This is a genomic window from Vibrio sp. 10N.222.55.B11, from assembly GCF_041473705.1.
Lineage (GTDB): Bacteria > Pseudomonadota > Gammaproteobacteria > Enterobacterales > Vibrionaceae > Vibrio > Vibrio crassostreae_C.
Window position 1 is genome coordinate 131,016 of the sequence record NZ_JBFRST010000041.1, and the last position, 21,320, is coordinate 152,335.

17 protein-coding genes are annotated in these 21,320 nt (G+C 44.9%); 9 read left to right on the plus strand and 8 right to left on the minus strand.

All coding sequences use genetic code 11. The annotated features are described in order from the left end of the window. Positions 1 to 52 precede the first annotated feature (52 nt). A complete protein-coding gene (locus AB4503_RS14990; protein ID WP_372115299.1) occupies positions 53 to 1,684 on the minus strand; it encodes an NAD(P)/FAD-dependent oxidoreductase in 1,632 nt (543 codons plus the stop codon). 253 nt (positions 1,685 to 1,937) lie between these two features. On the opposite strand from AB4503_RS14990, the gene fdxA reads away from it, so the two are divergent. After that, positions 1,938 to 2,261, plus strand: coding sequence for a ferredoxin FdxA (gene fdxA, locus AB4503_RS14995; RefSeq protein WP_004737806.1), 324 nt, complete (start codon positions 1,938 to 1,940; stop codon positions 2,259 to 2,261). 96 nt (positions 2,262 to 2,357) lie between these two features. Here the strand turns inward: fdxA and AB4503_RS15000 are convergent, their stop codons facing one another. The 3 genes from AB4503_RS15000 to AB4503_RS15010 form a co-directional block, all read right to left on the minus strand. Further along, the gene (locus AB4503_RS15000; protein WP_102320729.1) at positions 2,358 to 3,092 is read right to left on the minus strand and encodes an RNA methyltransferase; all 735 of its coding nucleotides are present in this window, start codon (positions 3,090 to 3,092) and stop codon (positions 2,358 to 2,360) included. A 153-nt stretch (positions 3,093 to 3,245) separates the two neighbouring features. After that, the gene (locus AB4503_RS15005) at positions 3,246 to 4,298 is read right to left on the minus strand and encodes an aldo/keto reductase (protein ID WP_372115302.1); all 1,053 of its coding nucleotides are present in this window, start codon (positions 4,296 to 4,298) and stop codon (positions 3,246 to 3,248) included. 373 nt (positions 4,299 to 4,671) lie between these two features. Next, complete coding sequence (locus tag AB4503_RS15010) at positions 4,672 to 4,818, minus strand: hypothetical protein (protein ID WP_017059486.1); 147 nt, start codon at positions 4,816 to 4,818, stop codon at positions 4,672 to 4,674. 348 nt (positions 4,819 to 5,166) lie between these two features. On the opposite strand from AB4503_RS15010, the gene pepT reads away from it, so the two are divergent. The 3 genes from pepT (at position 5,167) to AB4503_RS15025 (ending at position 7,906) form a co-directional block, all read left to right on the plus strand. Next, positions 5,167 to 6,399 (plus strand): peptidase T, encoded by a 1,233-nt coding sequence (pepT, locus tag AB4503_RS15015; protein WP_017059487.1) that lies wholly within the window; start codon positions 5,167 to 5,169, stop codon positions 6,397 to 6,399. Between the two features lie 76 nt (positions 6,400 to 6,475). Beyond that, positions 6,476 to 6,943 carry a DM13 domain-containing protein gene (locus tag AB4503_RS15020; RefSeq protein WP_017064357.1) on the plus strand — a complete coding sequence of 156 codons (468 nt, stop codon included), beginning with the start codon at positions 6,476 to 6,478 and terminating at the stop codon, positions 6,941 to 6,943. Between the two features lie 120 nt (positions 6,944 to 7,063). Then, positions 7,064 to 7,906: a mechanosensitive ion channel family protein gene (locus tag AB4503_RS15025; protein WP_017064358.1), complete on the plus strand. Its 843-nt coding sequence runs from the start codon at positions 7,064 to 7,066 to the stop codon at positions 7,904 to 7,906. 86 nt (positions 7,907 to 7,992) lie between these two features. Here AB4503_RS15025 and AB4503_RS15030 read toward each other — a convergent pair whose 3' ends face one another. Then, on the minus strand, positions 7,993 to 8,436 hold the full coding sequence (locus tag AB4503_RS15030) for a dCMP deaminase family protein (protein WP_017059490.1): 444 nt from the start codon (positions 8,434 to 8,436) through the stop codon (positions 7,993 to 7,995). A gap of 259 nt (positions 8,437 to 8,695) precedes the next feature. On the opposite strand from AB4503_RS15030, the gene AB4503_RS15035 reads away from it, so the two are divergent. The 3 genes from AB4503_RS15035 (at position 8,696) to AB4503_RS15045 (ending at position 14,017) form a co-directional block, all read left to right on the plus strand. Further along, on the plus strand, positions 8,696 to 9,832 hold the full coding sequence (locus AB4503_RS15035) for an efflux RND transporter periplasmic adaptor subunit (protein WP_372055959.1): 1,137 nt from the start codon (positions 8,696 to 8,698) through the stop codon (positions 9,830 to 9,832). A gap of 11 nt (positions 9,833 to 9,843) precedes the next feature. Continuing rightward, positions 9,844 to 12,996: an efflux RND transporter permease subunit gene (locus tag AB4503_RS15040; protein ID WP_372106317.1), complete on the plus strand. Its 3,153-nt coding sequence runs from the start codon at positions 9,844 to 9,846 to the stop codon at positions 12,994 to 12,996. Positions 12,997 to 13,330: 334 nt separating this feature from the next. Next, positions 13,331 to 14,017 carry a MaoC family dehydratase gene (locus tag AB4503_RS15045; RefSeq protein ID WP_017059493.1) on the plus strand — a complete coding sequence of 229 codons (687 nt, stop codon included), beginning with the start codon at positions 13,331 to 13,333 and terminating at the stop codon, positions 14,015 to 14,017. Between the two features lie 90 nt (positions 14,018 to 14,107). Here the strand turns inward: AB4503_RS15045 and AB4503_RS15050 are convergent, their stop codons facing one another. Next, positions 14,108 to 14,923, minus strand: coding sequence for a phosphate ABC transporter substrate-binding protein (locus AB4503_RS15050; RefSeq protein WP_017064361.1), 816 nt, complete (start codon positions 14,921 to 14,923; stop codon positions 14,108 to 14,110). Positions 14,924 to 15,176: 253 nt separating this feature from the next. On the opposite strand from AB4503_RS15050, the gene AB4503_RS15055 reads away from it, so the two are divergent. After that, positions 15,177 to 15,539: a DUF3024 domain-containing protein gene (locus AB4503_RS15055; RefSeq protein WP_372115305.1), complete on the plus strand. Its 363-nt coding sequence runs from the start codon at positions 15,177 to 15,179 to the stop codon at positions 15,537 to 15,539. Positions 15,540 to 15,723: 184 nt separating this feature from the next. Here the strand turns inward: AB4503_RS15055 and AB4503_RS15060 are convergent, their stop codons facing one another. Together AB4503_RS15060 and rnb are read right to left on the minus strand one after the other, a co-directional pair. After that, complete coding sequence (locus tag AB4503_RS15060) at positions 15,724 to 16,554, minus strand: AraC family transcriptional regulator (protein WP_017064362.1); 831 nt, start codon at positions 16,552 to 16,554, stop codon at positions 15,724 to 15,726. A 188-nt stretch (positions 16,555 to 16,742) separates the two neighbouring features. Beyond that, positions 16,743 to 18,749, minus strand: a complete 2,007-nt coding sequence (gene rnb, locus AB4503_RS15065; protein WP_017059497.1) for an exoribonuclease II — start codon at positions 18,747 to 18,749, stop codon at positions 16,743 to 16,745. Between the two features lie 309 nt (positions 18,750 to 19,058). Here rnb and AB4503_RS15070 point away from each other — a divergent pair, with 309 nt between their 5' ends. Further along, on the plus strand, positions 19,059 to 21,128 hold the full coding sequence (locus tag AB4503_RS15070) for a DEAD/DEAH box helicase (RefSeq protein ID WP_080582207.1): 2,070 nt from the start codon (positions 19,059 to 19,061) through the stop codon (positions 21,126 to 21,128). The last annotated feature ends 192 nt before the right edge of the window (positions 21,129 to 21,320 follow it).

A 21,320-nucleotide genomic window follows, 5' to 3' on the forward strand; every position in this document is an offset into this window, starting at 1 on the left:
AGTGTAGACAAGACACTGGATTTTTAGCTTTAGATAATATTAAAACGCGTTGTTAAGCGATCTCAATCTTCTCTGCTTGGTTCTGTTCTACCATTGACAGTGCAAGTGCTTCCGCAACCTTAATACCATCGATACCAGCAGACAGGATGCCGCCTGCGTAGCCTGCGCCTTCACCTGCAGGGAAGAAGCCCTTAAGGTTGATGCTTTGGTAGTCTTTACCACGCTTGATACATACAGGAGAAGACGTACGAGTCTCAACACCTGTTAGTAGGCCGTCTGGCGTAGAGAAACCTTTGACCTTCTTCTCGAACGCTGGGATTGCTTCACGAATCGCTTCGATAGCAAAATCAGGCAGCGCTTTTGAAATATCAGTCAGGTGGATACCCGGCGTGAATGACGGTTGTACTTCACCGATTGCACTTGGATCGCGACCTTTCAAGAAGTCACCGATTTTCTGAGCTGGTGCATCGTAGTTTTCACCACCAAGAACATAAGCGCCGCTTTCTAGTTCACGCTGTAAACGGATACCAGCCAGTGCGTCACCTGGGTAATCACGCTCTGGGTCGATACCTACAACGATTGCGCTGTTTGCGTTACGTTCTGCACGAGAGTATTGGCTCATGCCGTTCGTTACTACGCGGCCTTCTTCAGACGTTGCAGCAACCACAGTACCACCTGGGCACATACAGAAGCTGTATACAGTGCGGCCATTCTTACAGTGGTGAACGAGTTTGTAGTCCGCAGCACCTAGGATTGGGTTGCCTGCGTTCTTACCGAAACGAGCTTCATCGATCATCGATTGCTTGTGTTCGATACGGAAACCAACAGAGAAAGGCTTCGCTTCCATGTAAACGCCACGATCGTACAGCATTTCAAACGTGTCACGAGCACTGTGACCAACAGCCAGTACTACGTGGCGAGATTTGATCTCTTCGCCGTTAGAAAGTGTTAGACCAGTGATTTGGCCATCTTCCATGTGAACGTCGTCTACGCGAGTGCTGAAACGGATTTCGCCACCGAGTTCAATGATAGAAGCACGCATTTTCTCGATCATGGTAACCAGTTTAAAGGTACCGATGTGCGGCTTACTTACGTATAGAATTTCTTCTGGTGCACCCGCAGCAACGAACTCTTCAATTACTTTACGGCCGTAGTGCTTTGGATCTTTAACTTGGCTGTACAGCTTACCGTCAGAGAAAGTACCTGCGCCGCCTTCACCAAACTGTACGTTTGATTCTGTGTTCAGCGTACGCTTACGCCAGAAACCAAAGGTATCTTTCGTACGCTCACGAACTTCTTTACCACGCTCAACGATGATTGGGTTGAAACCCATTTGAGCAAGCACTAGGCCAGCGAATAGACCACATGGGCCAAAACCGATAACCACAGGGCGCTCAGTTTGGTTCTCAACCGCTTTAGCAACAAACTTGTACTCCATATCAGGAGTCACTTTTACGTGCGGGTCGCTAATGAATTGTTCTAACAACTCAGCTTCGTTTTCAACGAGAACGTCAAGCGTGTAGATAAGTAAGATCTTTGATTTCTTACGAGCATCGTAGCCACGTTTAAAGATATTAAAAGAGAGTACCTGATCAGAGTTAATACCAAGTTTCGCTTCAATAGCGTCTTGAATAGCAGACTCTTCATGGTCTAGTGGGAGTTTAATTTCGGTTAAACGTATCATTTCGATGTCTCGTTTTTATAGGTGTCTTAGCTAGATCGTTTCTTAATACAGAGTTTGATGGAAACGCTGATGTTCAAAGAAGCGATAAGCTCACAATGGCGCGCATTTTACGAGAAATTGATTTATCTGTCATACTAATTTGGAAACATGGAGCAAATAGACACGATATTAGAGCCGTATGATGTTGAATTTTGCTTTGGGATGAGTATTATCCCCATTCTTCAATTTTGACTAACTTATAGAGCAGAGCATCATGGCATTTGTCGTAGGCGATAATTGTATTCAATGTAAATACACAGACTGTGTGGCAGTGTGTCCCGCAGATGCGTTCCATGAAGGCCCAAACTTCATGGTAATTAACCCGATCGAATGTATCGATTGTGGTTTATGTGTACCTGAATGTGATGCTCAAGCGATCTTCCAAGAAGATGAACTGCCTGAAGATCAAAAGATTTTCATTGAAGTGAACGCAGAACTTGCTGAGATTTGGCCTGTGCAAACAGAAGTAAAACCAGCGATGGATGATGCGGAAAAGTGGAATGGTGTGCCTGATAAGTTGGCAATGCTAGAAAAGTAATTGTTGAAAAGAACTCAAATAAAAAGGCGTACTGATTTAATCAATACGCCTTTTTTAATATCTGAACACTGTCGATTGGCTAGTTAGCTTAGAGGTCTAGCAGTGCTGACGACGCATGTTGTCGAGAATAATGCCTGTCGCCATTGCAACGTTCAAAGACTCTGCGCCACCGAATGCTGGAATCGTAATCTTATCAGTCACGTATTTAGCCGCGTGTTCACGGATGCCGTGAGACTCACTGCCCATCAATAAAATGCCGTTAGCAGTAAACTCAGTCTTATGAACACTTTCGCCTTCTAAGAAAGCACCGTAAACCGGTAGGTTCGCTTGCTCTAAGTAAGCTGGTAAGTCTGTTTGGCTTACGTGTACGCGGCCAAAGCTGCCCATAGTCGCGCTGATCGTTTTAGGGTTGTATGGGTCTGCGCAATCGCTGCTCGCAACGATATGCTTGATGCCGTACCAGTCTGCTACGCGAATAATCGTACCTAGGTTGCCAGGGTCTGAAACGCCATCAAGCGCAATCATCAGTCCTGTTGCTTCTGGTAGTTCAAACGTTGGGATCTCAACAACCGCAATCGCTGCGTTGTTACTGACCAAAGTGCTCGCTTTGGTTAGATCATCCAGCGAGGCTTCAACACAATCAAACTCAATCAGTGAAGCATGATTTTCAGATAAGAAATCAGCGGTAGCAAAGACATTCTTCACCACTAAGTCACTATTGAACAGCTCAAGAACGTTCTTTTCACCTTGAACTAGAAACAGGCCGTGGGCTTTACGTTGTTTCTTTTGGCCCAAAGCACGAAGGAGTTTTAATTGGTTTTTTGAAATCATGTTTTTATCCTAGATATAAGCCCGCGCATTATAGAGCAAAGGTTAGCGAACCAAAAGCGTGATGACTCAATGCGATCTACATAAAAAGCAAAAGCGCACTAAATAGCGCGCTCTTATGGGATTTACTCACCTAAGTTAAGCTGAACTGACAGCCTAATACGGAGCAGGGTAGCGCTTAAAGACTGTGTTGATATCAGTCAGGATCTCTTCTGAGAACGGTTTACTGAAAGCGGCTACGTTCTCTTTTAGCTGCTCCATGGTCGTTGCACCAATGATAGTGGACGTCACCCCATCAACTTGATTACACCAAGCCAATGCCAGTTGGCTTGGAGTGAACCCGTGAGCATTCGCCACTTCAACATAGCCTTTAACCGCTTCGTTGGCAGATTCAGTGTCACGGAAAATGCCTTTACGTTGCATGTAAGTCCAACGGCTGCCTTCCGGTCTTGCGCCATCGATGTACTTTCCACTCAACATGCCTGCAGCTAAAGGTGACCATGGCAGGTAAGCGACATCTTCATGCACACAGTTCTCAATCAGATATGGCCAGTCTTTTGCGTGCAGCAAGCTAAATTCATTCTGAATCGAAACCATACGTGGCAAATCGTGTTTCTCGCTCAGCTTGAGGTATGTGTTAATGCCCCAAGTAGAATCATCTGAAAGCCCGACATGGCGAATTTTCCCCGCCTTAATGCAGCTTGCCAGTGCTTGTAGGATTTCCAACATCCCAGCTTCATGCTGCTTTCGGTCAATATCACTGAATCGAATGTGATTCGGGAAATGCTTACCAAAGTGAGGCGTTGTACGATTTGGCCAATGAAGTTGGTAAAGGTCGATATAGTCTGTTTGTAGGCGTTTTAATGATGCGTCAACGGCTGCGATCACCGCTTCACCCGTTATCGGGCCGCCATCTCGAACCCAAGGAAGCCCTGGCCCGGCAATTTTGCTCGCAATGATCAACTCTTGTCGACGCTGTGGGTTACGCGATAACCAGTTACCAATGATCGCTTCTGTTTTTCCGTAGGTATCTGGAGAAGGTGGAACCGCGTACATCTCTGCAGTATCGATAAAGTTAATACCTTGGCTTAATGCGTATTCGATCTGTTGGTCGGCTTGCTGCTGCGTATTTTGTAGCCCCCAAGTCATGCTGCCAAGACAGATACGGGAAACGGGAATTTGACTACTTCCTAGCTTTGAATATTCCATTGAATTCGGGGTTCCTGTGGTTAGGTTCTCTGGTACTCGCATTATAGTTTTGAAAAGAGGGCGAGTGAGGAATGAAAACGAATATGAATTATTAGCACAAAATGACACGACAAGGTATGGCATCGGGGAGTTTAGTGAGTCATTTCTCAGCGCTGCAAGCTAGTGTGTGCAATGCGTGAAAATACATTCGCGAGAAACTATGAGCCAATTGGTGATCGAGAAGTGAAGAACAACAAGCAATGAGCGAAGGTTTAATGTTCAGCTTGTTTGGGAGTGGGGGAGAGGAGAACAGATCAAAAATAAAAAAAAGCTCTACCGGATAGAGCGTAGAGCTTTTTTATAGGGGTCTTAATAGTGCTAGGTATTCATTGAGTTACGAGGTCGCGTTTGTGTCTAATCCACCCTGGATCTGCGCCTGTCTTAGAGCTTCCTGCCTTTGAACTTCTTTCTCAGTTAATACTGGTCGAAGCGTTTCCTCAGAGGCTTGAGGAGAGAAAATGAAATATTTATTAATCGTCATAACTGTGTCTCCGTGTAACGTATGACAGATTCTGCATCAAGGATAAATTGTGATCATCATCCACTTTGTACTTTTGTTAGGCTGAGAGCGGAGGGCGTAGAATGCGTACAAAGCGATCTCTTATCATCCGTATGCAATGTTGAACTGACGAAACCCTCTGTTTTCAAGTATAGGAAGCGCATCTAATTTCGCACAATAATGATTTAGAGCAATTACATACATGGTCAGGGGCGTAAGATGAAAACCCTCGCTACTGACTCTGTGCTCGTATTTATTTAACGATGTATCACTTATCGACATAATAATTAAGTCAGTAAATCAATTACTTAATCCATGGTGAGATGAATTATGGAAAAGCTTGTAGAACGTTTTCTGAATTACGTTACTTTTGATACCAAATCCGATCCTTCTAATCAGCAATGCCCAAGTTCACCGGGTCAAATTACCTTTGCTGAAGCCTTAAAGTTAGAATTGGTGGCATTAGACTTAGTTGATGTGTCTTTAGATGACAATGGATACTTGATGGCGAAACTGCCGTCGAATGTCGATTACGATGTGCCTGCGATTGGCTTTGTGGCGCACATGGATACCGCTCCTGACGCATCAGGCGCCAACGTGAAACCACAAGTGATTAAAGATTACCGAGGTGGAACGATTGAATTAGGGGAAAGTGGCGAGAGTTTGAACCCAAGCCAGTATCCAGATCTTGATTCTTTACATGGTCACGACCTGATTACGACTGACGGCACAACTCTGCTTGGTGCCGACAACAAAGCGGGCATCGCTGAAATCATCAGTGCAATTGCTTACCTGAAAGCGAATCCAGACATCAAACACGGCGACATCTGCATTGGTTTCACGCCGGATGAAGAGATTGGTCGCGGTGCGAACCTGTTTGACGTTGAAAAATTTGGCGCCGAGTGGGCGTACACCATCGATGGTGGCCCAGTAGGGGAGTTGGAATTTGAGAACTTCAATGCCACGAGCGCCGATGTTATCTGTCATGGCGTGAACGTTCACCCGGGCACCGCAAAAGATAAAATGGTGAACTCGATGAACATTGCAGCGCAATTCCAATTGATGATGCCTGCGCAAGAAACACCAGAGTGCACAGAAGGTTATGAAGGCTTCTACCACCTGAAATCGGCGGAAATGGGTGTGGCTCGCTCTGAACTGGGATACATCATCCGTGATTTTGAACGTGAGGGTGTAGAAGCGCGTAAAGCATTCATGCAGCAGAAAGTCGATGAGCTGAATGAGCGCCTTGAGAAAGGCCGTGTTGAGCTGGTGCTAACCGATAGCTACTTCAACATGAAAGAGATGGTTGAACCGCATCAACATATTATTGAATTGGCCAAGCAGGCGATGATTGAGTGCAATGTCGAGCCAATGGTTAAACCAATCCGAGGTGGTACAGACGGTGCTCGCTTATCTTTCATGGGGCTACCATGCCCGAATATCTTTACTGGCGGTTACAACTTCCACGGTATTCATGAGTTCATTACCATTCAAGGCATGGAGCAAGCGGTAAAAGTGATTGTTGAACTGTCACAACGTACAGCAACGCATTACCAAAAATAGAACATCAGAGCGTTATATCTCTTTGTATTTTTGAGAGTATTCAATAATACTCTCTTTAAGCATAAGGGAGTACGCGATGAAAAAGTTAGTTTTACTTTGCACCCACTTAGCCGTGGGTGCTGTTGGTTTTGGGCTAGGTGTTTACGCATTGCCTATCTTGATTGAGCCTGATTCTCCTTCCTCAAGTTCTGTTGAAGCGATCAGTGAGCAGGCTATCTACACGGGCGAGTTCACTAAAGATCGACAAGACAGTGACTTCTTGCACTGGGGAGAAGGCATCGTCTCAGTATCCGAAAGTGCGATCGCTTTTGAAGGTGAATTGGCGCCGGGACCTGATTACAAGGTTTATCTCTCGCCTAAGTTCATTGAAACCGAGCACGCTTTCAATGACAGCAAGAACGAGTTATTGAGAGTCGGAGATGTGAAAACATTCGACCGCTTTATGGTTGAGCTTCCCGAAGGTACTGATCTTAATCGATTTAATACGGTTGTGATTTGGTGTGAAACTTTTGGCCAATTTATTACTTCTGCCAAGATAAAATGATAGCCTTACCAATAGCTGATTTAGGCACGTAAAAAAGCGCTCTATTTTTGAGCGCTTTTTCATAGCGAAGTCTCCGCTAATCGTTGTAAAGCTCGTCGTTGTAATGCTAAGGAATAAGTAATGGAAAAAGTGTGGCAAGTAATTGATTTTCTACTCGCTCATAAGTTTATTTTTAGTGCGTTGATTATCACTATTATTTTAATCATTCGCCGAATCACCTTATCTCAAATAAGAGGTGATGTTGCTTTCCTTAGTGAAGACCAACGTAACTGGATGTCACGAACCAAAAACGGCACATTCGCGATTATTGTTGTGACGTTATTTGTGCTGTGGAAATCCGAAATCAGCGAGTTTGCGCTATCTGTCACGGCCATTGCTGTTGCGATAGTAGTGGCTTCAAAAGAGATCATTTTGTGTTTCACCGGTTCTATTCAGCGTGCGAGTTCTCGTTCATTTAGAATCGGCGACTGGATCGAAGTGGGTAAAATCAGCGGTGAAGTGATTGAGCACAATCTGATGGCGACCGTGATTCAAGAAATCGATTTGTATCATGGGCAATATCACTTCACTGGCAAGACAGCCACGCTGCCTAATAGCATGTTCTTCACTTATCCGGTTAAGAACCTCAACTTCATGAAGCGTTATGTTTATCATAACTTTTTTGTGACGGTGAAAGACTTTGTAAACCTATACCCTATGCTGTCGGGTCTTATTGTGAAAATTGAAGAGCATTGCGAAGAGTTTATCGATGTTGCTCGCCGTTACAACGGTGTGATCGAAAAGCACGCTGGTGTTGACCTTCCGGGTTCTGAGCCTCACATCCATATCACAAGCAGTTCGACAGGTGAGCAAGAAGTCCATTTTATGATTTTCTGTCCAACCGAGAAGGCGGTTCATCTAGAGCAAGAGATTCGTAAAGATTTCATGGAAGCATACGCTGAAGCATTTCCTGTCAGTGCTTAATCCTGCAGTCCGCTGAGCCCCAAACAAAAGAAAGCCGAGAGCGATAATATCGACTCTCGGCTTTTTTGTTCTAACTATCTGTTCGTTTAATCTAGGTCAGCCAGTGGCAACCAATCGACTTTTACGCCTGCTTGTTCAAACATATCTTGGCTCACTTTGATTTTGTCTCCCCAGCGAGAAAGAAAGTCTTCACTTTGCTCTGGGCAGTGAACCGCAGAAATACCGGTTTGGATGATTTTCGCTGCGCAGTTTGGGCAAGGGAAGTGAGTCACCCAGATTTCACAGCTGTCCAAATCACGCTTGGCGAATAAGATCGCATTTTCTTCAGCGTGAAGTGTCTTGAGGTACTTCATCTCTCTGTCATCAGTATCCGCACTATCAGACACGCCATGTGGGTAGCCATTAAAACCAACAGAAACAATGCGGTTGTGCTTAGTGATTACGGCGCCGACTTGAGTTGAAGGATCTTTACTCCAAGAACCGACCAATTCCGCCATTTGATAGAAACGTTTAGCCCATTTTGAAATCATGAGAATTCCTTAACAATTAAATGTGAATGCTTATCTGTCTGACAATACATTATGTTAGACAATATCCATAGAGAACAAAAGCTGAGAGATTGATTTACTTAGGAATTGTAGCGTGTTTGTAATCACTTTATAAGCACTTGGTTTCAATTAACATATTGATACACTTTGGCCAGTTATAATTGATATTCCTCGGACATTTGAAGCAATTGTGTTACGTAACTTTTATGCTGTTCAATTTCTCATAAGTGACGGTATAACCATGCGTAAAAAGTTAATCCTTACGGCTCTTGCAAGCTCTCTTATTCTTGCTGGATGTGGGCAAGATGCTCAGAATGCCAAGCAAGCGCCTTTACCTCTCGTAGCTGTACAGGATGTTAGCGTCGTTTCTCACCAACAAAGTAAGTCGTACATCGGTCGTATTGAAGCCGTTGAAGACACGGCAATTACTGCACAAGTTTCTGGCTACCTGCAAAGCCGCCATTTCAAAGAAGGCCAAATGGTCGAGAAGGGGCAATTGCTTTACTCAATTGAGCCTTCATCATTTGAAGCAGAAGTAGCAAGCGCGAAAGCGGCTGTTGCTCAAGCGAATGCCAACCTTAAAAAAGCCGAACTTGATTTCAATCGTGGTAAGAACCTACTTCCTAAGGGCAGTATTTCTCAATCTGAATTTGATGCATTAACGGCAAACCTATTAGGTTCTCAAGCACAGTTAGAAGCAAGCCAAGCTCAGTTAAACGCCGCGAATGTCCAGCTTTCTCACACCAAAATTATCGCGCCTTTCTCTGGAAGAATCAGTGACACTAAAGTAAGTAAAGGTGACCTAGTTTCACCGTCTTCAGGTGTTCTGACAACTTTGGTTAGCCTAGACCCAATCCATGCATCGTTCAGCATCAGTGAGCGTGAGCGTATTGAGTTAGGTATGGACCGAATTGAAGGTGACGGCAGCAGCGATTCTGATCGTGTTGAAGTGCAAATCATGCTTGAAAATGGCGAAGCATTCGAACATCTAGGTCAGCTCGATTTCTTGGGCAACCGTATCAACCTAAACACTGGTACGATCGCGATGCGCGCTATTGCCGATAACCCAGACCAGCAATTGCTTCCTGGTCAGCACGTTCGTGTTGATCTGCGTGAGAAGCAATCTATTGATGTCGTAACCATTCCTCGCCGCGCGGTTCAAACCGACCTTGAAGGCGACTTTGTTATGGTGTTAGTTGAAGGCGAAGCTGCTCCTGTGGCTGAGCGTAGAAACATCGAAATGGGTCGTCAGGTTGAAGGTGGTGTGATTGTTCATTCCGGTCTGGAGAAGAATGACACAGTGATCACTCAAGGCTTACAGCGTGTACGTAATGGTATGTCTGTTCGCATTCAAGCTTCTGCTGAACAAGCTGAGTAAGGGGCGTAGTTATGTTGAGTCGTTTCTTTATTCAAAGGCCTAAGTTTGCCCTTGTAATATCCATAATCTTAACGCTGGCGGGTGCGATTTCTCTCGCTATCTTGCCAGTGGCGGAATATCCAAAAATCAGCCCGCCTTCTGTAAGTGTTACCGCATTCTACACAGGTGCAAGTGCTGAAGTAGTAGAACAGGCGATAGCCGACCCCATAGAAACGTCGGTTAACGGCGTTGAAGATATGATCTACATGTCTTCTAAAAGCGCTAACGATGGTTCATACAACCTTAATGTGACCTTTGATGTTGGTACTGACCCAGATATGGCTCAGGTCAACGTTCAGAACCGAGTTGCTCAAATCGAATCGAAGCTTCCGCAAGAAGTTCGAATGGTGGGTGTCACCGTTAAAAAGCGTTCACCAGACCTTTTGATGGTATTGAACTTCTATTCGCCAAACGGTGAGTACGACGATCAATTCTTGATCAACTACGTTAACCTAAACATTAAAGACCAACTGGCTCGTGTGAAGGGCATCAGTGAAGTTAACGTGTTGGGTGGTGGTGAATACGCGATGCGTGTTTGGTTAGATCCTGAGAAAATGGCTAACCTCAATATCACCACTTCAGACGTGAACCGCGCGTTGGCAGAGCAGAACGTTCAAGTTGCTGCAGGCCGTATTGGTGCTGCACCTTATAACAACGCACAAGAAGTGCAGTTCAACTTGGTAACAAAAGGCCGATTAGAAACAGCTGATGAGTTTGAAAATGTTGTTCTTCGTGCAACTCAAGACGGTTCAACGGTTTACTTAAAAGACATTGCACGTGTTGAGCTTGGTAAAAAGTTCTACGACGGTAATGGTAAATACCGTGGTCAAGATGCGTCGATCGTAACGCTGTCACTTCAATCAGACGCTAACGCGCTGGAAAGTGGCAAAGCTGTGATGGCGATGCTGGAAAACTTAAGCAAGAACTTCCCAGAAGGCGTGGCGTATGAAGCAAGTTACGACACTACACTGTTTGTTGCTGAGTCGATCAAAGGGGTAGTAAAGACCTTAATCGAAGCCATCTTGCTGGTTATTGCGGTAACGTACCTGTTCTTGGGTAGTGCGCGTGCAACCTTGATTCCTGTAGTTGCGATTCCGGTATCTTTGATTGGTACGTTTGCCATCATGCAGATGACGGGTTTCACCATCAACACGGTAACCCTGTTTGGTTTGATACTAGCGATTGGTATCGTAGTAGATGATGCGATCTTGGTTATCGAGAACGTTGATACCACAATGGCTAAAGACCCAACCATTTCACCGCGTAAAGCCACGCTTATTGCGATGAAAGAAGTAACGGGGCCGATCATTACGTCGACCTTGGTTCTACTTGCGGTATTCATCCCTGTTGCAATGCTTCCTGGTATTACTGGCATCATGTACCGTCAGTTCGCTCTGACTATCTGTATCGCGGTTGTTATCTCTTCAATTAACGCATTAACGCTATCACCTGCATTGTGTTCACTGGTTCTTAAGCAGGGTGGTGGTAACACGGCGCGTTGGTACCAAGCATTTAACCGTGGTCTAGAGTCTGTTACTAACAAATACGGTCAAGTGGCTGGCTTCTTAGTTAAGAAAGGCGTTCTGCTGTTCACTTTCTTCTTTGTGGCTTTGGCGGCTGTGACTTATTTTGCGAAGACAACGTCTACGGCGTTTGTACCTCAAGAAGATAAAGGCATTTTGCTGGTTAACGTTCAGCTTCCTGACGCGGCATCCTTGTCTCGAACCGAAGAAGTGACTAAGCAGCTGCTTGAAATGGTTGAACAAGAGCCGGGTGTTGATGGCGTAACACTGGTTAACGGCTACGCATTTATGACGGGCGCTTCTGCGTCGAATGGTGCGTCAATGTTCATCAAGCTTCACGATTGGGACATGCGTAATGCACTGGATGGTCAACACTCTGCTCAGGCTATCTCACAGCGTATTAATGGTCGTGCTGCGACTGAACTTCCTCAAGCTGTCGTGTTTGCGATGGGGCCTCCAGCAGTACCGGGTATGGGTGCAGCGTCTGGTTTTGAATTCGTTCTTGAAGATACATTAGGTCGTAGCCGAACTGATCTAGCGATGGTGATGAATGACGTGATAGCTGAGGCGAGCAAACAGCCTGAGATTTCACACACATTCAGTACTTTCCGTGCGAACGTACCTCACTACTATGTCGATATTGACCGTGAGAAAGCGCAGCAATTAGGTATTCCGTTGTCGGAAATTTTCCAAACACTACAAGGTAACCTTGGTTCGTTGTACGTGAACGACTTCACCATGTTTGGTAAGAACTTCCGCGTAACCATGCAAGCTGACAGTGAACACCGTAGCAGCATGGACGACCTACAACGATTCCACGTTCGTTCGTCTAATGGCGAGATGATCCCGTTAAGCACATTAGTGACTTACGACCAGATCTTCGAACCAGATGTAGCATGGCGTTACAACATGTACCGCAGTGCCGTGATTCAAGGTCAACCTGCAGAAGGTTACTCAAGTGGTGATGCGATTGCGGCAATGGAACGCGTAGCTGCAGAAGTATTGCCTCAGGGGTATCAGTACGAATGGACAGGCATGGCTTACCAAGAAGTACTAGCAGGTAACCAAGCGATCTTTGCTTTCGCACTGGCTCTGATCTTCATCTACCTGTTTATGGTGGCTCAATACGAGAGTTGGACAATTCCGATTGCGATTATCCTCGTGGTACCTGTCGCAACCTTAGGCTCCTTCTTGGCATTGAATCTAACGGGCACTCCGCTGAACCTTTATGCACAAATAGGTTTGGTTCTCTTGATAGCCTTGGCCGCGAAGAACGCAATCTTGATTGTGGAATTCGCAAAGGTAGAGCGTGAAGAGAAAGACGCACCGATTGAAGATGCAGCGGTGAAGGGCGGTACACTGCGTTTCCGTGCTGTGAACATGACGTCTTGGTCGTTCATCTTAGGTATCTTCCCGCTTATCTTCGCTGCGGGCGCAGGTCACGTGAGTCAGAACTCTCTGGGTATTTCACTGATCGGCGGCCTGTTATGTGTATTACTGGCGGGTACGTTCCTAATCCCTGGCTTCTACGCATTCGTGCAACGTAAGCGTGAGAAAGCACACGGTGGTAATACCAAGCTGGTTCCGCTTGATGACGAATAGGGGGATTGAGTGTCTTGTAAGATTCGTCTCTTACAAGACCAACCCTCGGAAAACTAATTCCTTGTAAAAACTAAGGTTTAGCATTGCGCTAAGCCTTTTTTATTCCACTTATGAATAAAAACGCCTTTTATATAAACAAATGTTTGTCATGTGATAGAGCTAACACTCTAATTTGGGTTTTGTAATAAAATGATGTTTTATTGGTAAGTATATGTTTAATATGATTTTAACAAGGTTCAGCTAACGGTTGTATGCTCGAAAACATTTGCACAATAGTGTGAAGTGTTTCAAAATTACGAAGTTATATTGAAATTTTTTGTGCATTGAGGTTCTTATGAAAGTCATTGATTTATTTAAACACCGAGGCGATAGCATGTCTTCGCAACACTCAGAGTTTATGCAATGGATGTCTCCAGCTCTTAGAGATTACTGGGGCGACTTTCTTAATCGTACGCAAAATAGCCATTTCTTTGCGTGGGTTCGTGATCACCACAAACCTGCTGTCAATGAAGATGCACCAGAGATGCCGGTGGAACAGCCGATCGTACTTAAGCCAGAAGCACAACTTGTGTTTGATGAGCTTAATCAACAGATCGGTGAAGTCATCCATACTGGCGACTGGATCAATGTAAGTCAAGACCGTATTAACCAGTTCGGCCTTGTTACTGAAGATATGCAGTGGATTCACACTGAGCCTGAAAAAGCGGAAACAGACTCTCCGTTCAAAACAACCATCGCACATGGTTTTTTAACTTTATCTCTGCTTCCTCGATTGACTGACAGTGTTGACCCTGACAAGTCTCAATTCCCAACAGCGAAGATGGTCGTAAACATTGGTCTTAACCAAGTACGTTTCCCATACCCTGTTAAATCGGGCAGTAATGTTCGTGCTAAAAGTACGCTAACAAAAGTAACGCCAATTAAGAAAGGCCTAGAGATTGAACGCGAAATTCGCGTCGAAATCGAAGGTATTCGTCGTCCTGGCGCTGTGATCGTTTCAGTGATTCAACTTCACTTCTAAGTGGTTTGTAAAGCAGCGATTTATAAAGATTCAAAAAAGAGAGAGCATAGTGCTCTCTCTTTTTGTTTACATTAGATAAAACTATCCCACTTATTTAATGCGAGTGTAGCCGTACTCTTCGATAAGGTCTTGCCCTTGCTTTGACTTCACGAACTTGATGAAGTCTTTGCTCTCGTCAGAAACTGAGTCTGTCTTGTGCAGCAACAAGAATGGGCGAGCCAATTCATAGCTGTGGTTAGCAATGTTCTTAGATGTTGGCTCTACGCCTTCAAATGTAATTGCTTTAATCGAACGGTCGATTGAACCAACAGAGATAAAACCAATCGCGTGTGGGTTATGGTTAACAATCGTTTTAACCATGCTGTTGCTGTTTACAACCAAGTTATTTGGGTTGATGTCAGACACTAGACGGTCATTAATGATCTTCGTTAAACCAAGCAAGCTTTCGAAGCTATAGCGTGAGCCAGAAGACGCTTCGCGAGTGACAACTGCGATAGGCTGATCTGCGCCACCCACAGCTTTCCAGTTCGTGATTTTGCCTTTGTAGATATCGAACAGCTGCTCACGTGTAACGTTGCTTACAGCGTTTGAGCGGTTAGTTACTACAGCTAGGCCGTCAAAGGCAATTGGAAATACCTTCAACTTCTCGTCTTGTTCGCGGTCGGTTAAATAACGCGAGCTCATACCGATGTCAGAGACACCTTTATTAACCATGGTAATACCTGCTGTAGAACCAATGCCCTGAACCGCAATATAGTTATCAGGGTGAGTCTTGTTGTACTCCTCAGCTAATACATCCATCACTCGTGATACTGAGGTGGAGCCCGAAATAGTGGTTTCTTGTGCTAAAGCAGCATGAGAAGACAGGGCTAAGGATAAAAGAGAGGCAAGCGCGACTCGTAACATAAACAACTCCTAGTTAATAACATTTGTCGCATATGATAGGTCGGTTATATGACACTTTTGTGAAATTCCATACTCTCGATGTATAGCTGTTCGCTTGATGAGTCGTAGCTTTCTGGGTTTCCGAAAGCAAGATTCGTTTCTGGGAGCAGGGCAGGTATTTTGATTACGCTTGTTCGCTAAAATGTTTGTTGAGTCCTAAGCTAAGTAGAGGAATTCACTACTTAGAAGTTTCTATGAAGTTACAAGGGGTGTTATGTCCGTCATTCATATCGAGCTGAATCGTCTTTTAATTGGGGCCGAGAGGCTCTGTACATCTCGAAATCGAAGTTTACCTGTCGAGCTAGGCAAATCCCTATATGAAGAGTGTGAGGGTGGTGTGCTGTTTTCTCAGGCGCATTATCTACTCGACTCATCTCACAGTGATTATATAAACGAGATCGTCTGCGTGACTTTTGATGAGTCGCTGTCTTGTTGGTTAGTGATGGTGCCGCTTGAAGGGGATGTCGAAACCGACTCTGTGAATTGGGGGCCGTATCCGTACCTTCCTAAATCGAAGGATCTTGATGCTATTTTGGCTGAAATAGAAAAAGACCCTAAATCGTACTTCTGGTCATAGTCACTCTGTTTTCACGTTTGCTGGTGGCCTGCTCGCAAAGCTGAATCAATGAGTATCAAAACTCAACCACTGAATCCCAAAGCCAAATCATCTCATCCCACACCCAAGTGGCTTAATATTGAAGCCACTTGGTTTACACCAGTTCCCAACTAAGACGTCCACATCAATCTATCGCTTTGTTTCTTTAAACTTGCGGCTTTACGCTCTGCAGTTGTGCTTGTGCCACTAGCGATCGGAAGTCTTTTGGTGTTTTTCCGTGATACGTTTTAAAGGCCGTGCTGAAGTGAGCGGCACTTTTAAAGCCTGACTCATACGCGATTTGAGTGATCGACTTATCCGATGTTCTTAGCTGAGTGGCTGCATGAGCAATACGTTTTATCTTTAATAAGTTTGAGAACGACAGATCTTCAGCCGATAAGCGACGTTTAAGCGTAGCCGGTGACATTCCCATGTAACTGGCGAGCGTATCCAAAGAGATATTGTTTTCAATGTTTTGCTCGATGTAATGAATGACTCTTTGGGTCACGGTTAACCTTGAAGCTCGAGCAATAATAGCCAATAGAGCTGGGTACTGTTCCACCATCAAAGACAGCAAACTTAAGCCTAATTGAGTGAGTGCGTAGTCATTCTGAGAAGAAGAGTTGGCCAGTGACATGATGAGATCTTTCAACTGACAGAGCTCAGTATCCGTTTGATTGAACTTAATGTACTTGTCTGGGATTCGAGCGGACTCTAAATCGCTGAACTGATTAATGAACTTTTGAAAGATAGCCAAATCAAAATCTAAGCAGGTTGCGCTGAATTCGCCATTTTCAGTGTTAACCGTGATGTCTTTAATCTGACCAGAATTGTAAAGGGTGAAATCTCCCGCTTGCAACGAGGCTTGAGTACCATTGGGCAACACAAAAGAAATGCTGCCTTTCGACACTATAAAGATACCGTTTTTAGAGGCAGGATAACGTTCTCGTCTCCTGGGAATGAAGTTTCTGAACTGAGTAACTGTGATTGATGACATAGTGAGCTTCTTTGACGTTGTAAATTGATTGCTTATTGATTGTTTTTTTTAAGTATTGTTTAAGCATGAGACATTTACAAAAAAGGCGCTAATAATTAGCGCCTTTAGAAGTGAACCTTTGAAGCTTTTGACCTTGATAGCTTTGACCTTGAAAGCCGTAACCTTGAAAGCTGTAGCTGTTAAAGCCTTTAAGCTTCGGTTTCGTTTGTCGTTTCAGGCTCGCTAGGCAAGTCCGCAAATACTTGAGTAGGTTTTGCTACTAAGTTACGGTTTTCCTGATTAACTTCAGAGAGAACTACTTCTAAAACGTCTCCCAGTTTGTATACCATTTCTTTATCGATAGATACAGTACCCATATCACCGTTGCACTCTATTCTTTCTTTATTATTAAGAATGAGAGATCCAGGGATAAATGCAGCAGCACCATTTTCAAGTAAACGTACACGCATACCTGCACGGTTAATATCGAAAATCTCAGCTTGGAAACGAGTTTCTTCTGCTGGAGCATTGGCTAGAGTGCGAGCATACAACCAATCGCCAACATTACGCTCAGCCATGCCGTGGTGACGGCGGTGCAGGGCAAGTTCATCACCGATAGTTTCATCTGGTGTTTGAATTGGCGCTTTACCTAAGATGTGTGCTTTAAGCATACGGTGGTTAATCATGTCGCCATATTTACGAATTGGAGAAGTCCAAGTTGCGTAAATATCTAATCCCATCGCGTAGTGCGGTGCAGGCTCATTGCTGATCTCGCTATACGCTTGGAATTTACGAATACGGTTGTCGTAGTAGCTGTTATCTAAAGAACCTAACCAACGACGTAGAGTAGCAAAACCTTCTAGAGAAATGATTTGCTCTTCAGTGAACGGCGTTTCCGCTTGCGGGTTTACCAGTTCAAGAACGTCGGAGATTTTCTCAGCCTTGAAACCAGAATGGCAGTTAAACACACCTTGGTTGAAGCTCTCTTTTAGTACTCGGCCCGCACAGATGTTCGCGCTGATCATTGATTCTTCAACCAGCTTGTTTGCGCTACGACGCATGTCAGCGTGGATAGCGACAACATCGTTATCTTCGCTCAGTTCAAAGCGGTAGTCAGGGCGATCTGGGAACACAACAGCGTTTGCTGAGCGCCATGCTGAACGTGCTTGAGCAAATTGGTGAAGATCAGAAACAATTGCAGCAATCTCTTCTGATGGTTGCCATTTCTCTGATGCACCTGTTTCTAGCCAGTCTGATACGTTGTCGTAAGCAAGACGAGCATGAGATTTGATGTTTGCAGCGAAGAAGTTAATGTCATCACCGATAACGCCATCTTTAGATACCGTTACTGTGCAGCAAAGTGCAGGACGAACTTCGTTCTCGATCAGTGAACATAGGTTGTCAGCAAGATCACGAGGCAACATTGGGATGTTGCGACCAGGAAGGTAGATAGTGAAACCGCGCTCGCGTGCCACTTTATCCATCGCATCATCTGGAGAGATGTAAGCCGTTGGATCAGCAATTGCGATAGTCAGTTCAAAATCACCGTTCTCTTTCTTCTTCGCGTAAAGCGCGTCATCCATATCTTTTGTGCTTTCGCCATCGATAGTCACAAAAGGGACGTGCGTCATGTCTACACGTTCAAGATCGGCGTCATCGTTGATTAGCCAGTTGTCGATGCCTTCAGGCTCACTGTTTGGTAGATCGTTTTGTGCCAGCGTTACCCACCAAGGTGCAATCTTGTCGTCAGCGTCTGTGATTTTCTCAGAGATCTGAGCCAAGAATCCGTTGTCACCTTTTAATGGGTGTTGAACGATATGAGCAACAACCCAGTCACCTTCTTTAAGCGTTTCAGGGTTTAGACCCTTCATTGCTTTCGCTTTAAGTTGCAGTTTTTTGAGCTGCGGGTGATCAGGAACAACGTTCAATCGGCCTTTGAAAAGCTTAACTCGTGCAATAAAGCGAGTAAGACCTTGTTCAACCAATTCCTCAGGCTCTGCTACTTCGCGCTCTTTCTCTGTGCGAATGATGGCAATCACCTTGTCACCGTGCACACATTTCTTCATGTACGGAGGCGGGATAAAGAAGCTTGTTTTGCTATCAACTTCGAGAAAACCAAAACCTTTTTCAGTGGCTTTGATGGTACCTTCCTTTTTAGGGAGGGTTTCTTGGATTTGCTGCTTGAGCTGAGCGAGTAGAGGATTATCTTGAAACATTTTGACTTTTATCTATCGAGGACAATTGAGCACACTATAATCATTGCGAGGCTTGATTACTACTTAAAGGCGAAGTGAGCGTTAATTAATTGCCCTCTTATTTAACTAGGTCAATTTGCTAGGAGATGGGTGCTGTGACGAGATATTCATCAAGTTTTGACGATATGATAACCAGTATTGATGTAAAAGCGAAAAATATGTGATGTATTTCAATTTTTTCTGGATTTTTTTATGCATTTAGGGAATAATCCGCCTCCCTTAGACGTCCCTAATGGCTTGAAGTGTTTTATTACTGCTTCGTAACTCTGAATGGAATCAGTATCTGATTGGATCAGTATTGGAATTGATAGAGCTCCCGGGACCTTTTGTTTACTTATATATAGTGGGATCCCAATGTCCGAATCTGTAATTCAATTTAATGAATTAGCCCTAAACGATAACATTCTTTCAGCTCTTGATAGCATGGGTTTCGTTTCTCCGACTCCAATCCAAGCAGCAGCTATTCCTCTTCTTCTTGAAGGCCGTGACGCACTAGGTAAAGCACAGACTGGTACTGGTAAAACAGCAGCATTCTCTCTGCCTTTACTTAACAAAATCAACCTGAACCAACACAAACCACAAGCAATCATCATGGCTCCTACTCGTGAGCTAGCGATTCAAGTTGCTGCGGAAATCAAAAACCTTGGCCGTGATATCAAAGGTCTTAAAGTTATTGAAATCTACGGTGGTGCTTCAATTGTTGACCAAATGCGTGCTCTAAGCCGCGGTGCTCACATTGTTGTTGGTACTCCAGGTCGTGTTAAAGACTTACTAACTCGTGACCGTCTACACCTAGATGAAGCACACACATTTGTTCTTGATGAAGCAGATGAAATGCTGAAAATGGGCTTCGTAGATGACGTTACTTGGATCCTAGAGCAAGCTCCAGAATCTGCACAACGTGTACTTTTCTCTGCAACTATGCCTCCAATGGTTAAGACTATTGTTGACCGTTACCTACGTAACCCGGCTAAAGTTGACGTTGCTGGTACTAACCACACAGTTGATAAAGTAGCGCAGAACTTCTGGGTTGTTAAAGGCGTAGAAAAAGACGAAGCAATGTCTCGTCTTCTAGAAACTGAAGAAACTGACGCGTCAATCGTATTCGTACGTACTCGTCAAGACACTGAGCGTCTAGCTGATTGGCTATCTGCACGTGGCTTCAAAGCTGCTGCACTGCACGGTGATATTCCTCAGTCTCTACGTGAGCGTACTGTTGATCACATCAAACAAGGTGTTATCGACATCCTAGTTGCAACTGACGTTGTAGCTCGTGGTCTTGATGTTCCACGTATCACTCACGTATTCAACTACGACATCCCATTCGATGTTGAATCTTACATCCACCGTATTGGTCGTACTGGCCGTGCTGGACGTAAAGGTAAAGCGATCCTACTAGTTCGCACTAACCAAATTCGCATGCTTCGCACAATCGAGCGCGTAACTAAGTCTCAAATGGAAGAAATTCAACTTCCTCTACGTGACCAAGTTGCTGCTGCACGTGTTGCTAAGCTTGGCGCTGAACTTGAAACTGAGAAAGAAAGCAAAGCACTAGAAAACTTTGCAGGTCTTATCTCTACTCTTCAAGAGTCTCTAGAAGTTGATGCTGCTACTCTAGCTGCAATGCTTCTTAAGCGTCAGCAAGGTAAGAGCCCACTATTCTACGTTGGCGAAGACCCAATGATCGCTGCTATTGAGCGTGATAAGAACCGTCGCAAAGAGCGTCGTGAAGATCGTGACAACGGCCGTGACGGTGGTGGTCGCAACTTCAATACTCAAGATTGGGATACTTACCAACTACAAGTTGGCCGTGAGCAAGGCGTTCAGGTTAAAGACATCGTTGGCGCACTAGCAAACGAACTTGGCCTAACTAAAGGTTCTATCGGTGCTATCAAGCTAGACCAAGGTTCTACTTACGTTCAGCTGCCAAAAGCAATGAACTCTGAAACTGCTGGTAAGCTAAGCAAACTTCGCATTCGTCAAAAAGAAGCTGGCGCTGTAGTTGTTGATTTCAATGACTTCCGTGAGCCTCGTCGTGGCGGCGGCGGTCGTGATGGCAACCGTGGTGGCAACCGTGGCGGTCGTGATGGTGGCGGCTACCGTGGTAACCGTGAAGGCGGCAACCGCGAAGGTGGTAACCGTGAAGGCGGTCGTGGTGGATACCGTGGCAACCGTGATGGTGCTCGCGATGGTAACTCTGCTGGCGGACGTGATGGCGAACGTCGTTTCGACCGTAACCGTGGTGGCGATCACCGTGGTAACTTCCGTGGCGAACGTGGCCATGGTAACGGCAATGGCGGTGGTAACCGTGGTCGTCGTCCAGAGCGCAACGAAGGTTAATCAACCTGTCGCTTAGACGCTTTAGGTCTAGACACTGAATTTAAAAGCCGAGCGTAATGCTCGGCTTTTTTGTGCCTGCTATTTGAACTTAAGCTTTGGTTGGCTCGATATTCGTAGCTAACTTACTTTAATCAAGCTTCGTTCCTGTAACTATGCTTCGTCCATGAAACTAAGCATCGCGCCTAGAACGAA

Excerpts from the sequence above, each read along its gene's own strand:
- AB4503_RS15030 (WP_017059490.1), bottom strand. The coding sequence starts at position 8,436 with ATGATTTCAAAATGGGCTAAACGTTTCTATCAAATGGCGGAATTGGTC.
- AB4503_RS15000 (WP_102320729.1), bottom strand. The coding sequence starts at position 3,092 with ATGATTTCAAAAAACCAATTAAAACTCCTTCGTGCTTTGGGCCAAAAG.
- AB4503_RS15055 (WP_372115305.1), top strand. The coding sequence starts at position 15,177 with ATGTCCGTCATTCATATCGAGCTGAATCGTCTTTTAATTGGGGCCGAG.
- AB4503_RS15035 (WP_372055959.1), top strand. The coding sequence starts at position 8,696 with ATGCGTAAAAAGTTAATCCTTACGGCTCTTGCAAGCTCTCTTATTCTT.
- AB4503_RS15025 (WP_017064358.1), top strand. The coding sequence starts at position 7,064 with ATGGAAAAAGTGTGGCAAGTAATTGATTTTCTACTCGCTCATAAGTTT.
- AB4503_RS14990 (WP_372115299.1), bottom strand. The coding sequence starts at position 1,684 with ATGATACGTTTAACCGAAATTAAACTCCCACTAGACCATGAAGAGTCT.
- fdxA (WP_004737806.1), top strand. The coding sequence starts at position 1,938 with ATGGCATTTGTCGTAGGCGATAATTGTATTCAATGTAAATACACAGAC.
- AB4503_RS15005 (WP_372115302.1), bottom strand. The coding sequence starts at position 4,298 with ATGGAATATTCAAAGCTAGGAAGTAGTCAAATTCCCGTTTCCCGTATC.
- AB4503_RS15040 (WP_372106317.1), top strand. The coding sequence starts at position 9,844 with ATGTTGAGTCGTTTCTTTATTCAAAGGCCTAAGTTTGCCCTTGTAATA.
- AB4503_RS15060 (WP_017064362.1), bottom strand. The coding sequence starts at position 16,554 with ATGTCATCAATCACAGTTACTCAGTTCAGAAACTTCATTCCCAGGAGA.
- AB4503_RS15050 (WP_017064361.1), bottom strand. The coding sequence starts at position 14,923 with ATGTTACGAGTCGCGCTTGCCTCTCTTTTATCCTTAGCCCTGTCTTCT.
- AB4503_RS15070 (WP_080582207.1), top strand. The coding sequence starts at position 19,059 with ATGGAATCAGTATCTGATTGGATCAGTATTGGAATTGATAGAGCTCCC.
- rnb (WP_017059497.1), bottom strand. The coding sequence starts at position 18,749 with ATGTTTCAAGATAATCCTCTACTCGCTCAGCTCAAGCAGCAAATCCAA.
- AB4503_RS15045 (WP_017059493.1), top strand. The coding sequence starts at position 13,331 with ATGAAAGTCATTGATTTATTTAAACACCGAGGCGATAGCATGTCTTCG.
- pepT (WP_017059487.1), top strand. The coding sequence starts at position 5,167 with ATGGAAAAGCTTGTAGAACGTTTTCTGAATTACGTTACTTTTGATACC.
- AB4503_RS15020 (WP_017064357.1), top strand. The coding sequence starts at position 6,476 with ATGAAAAAGTTAGTTTTACTTTGCACCCACTTAGCCGTGGGTGCTGTT.
- AB4503_RS15010 (WP_017059486.1), bottom strand. The coding sequence starts at position 4,818 with ATGACGATTAATAAATATTTCATTTTCTCTCCTCAAGCCTCTGAGGAA.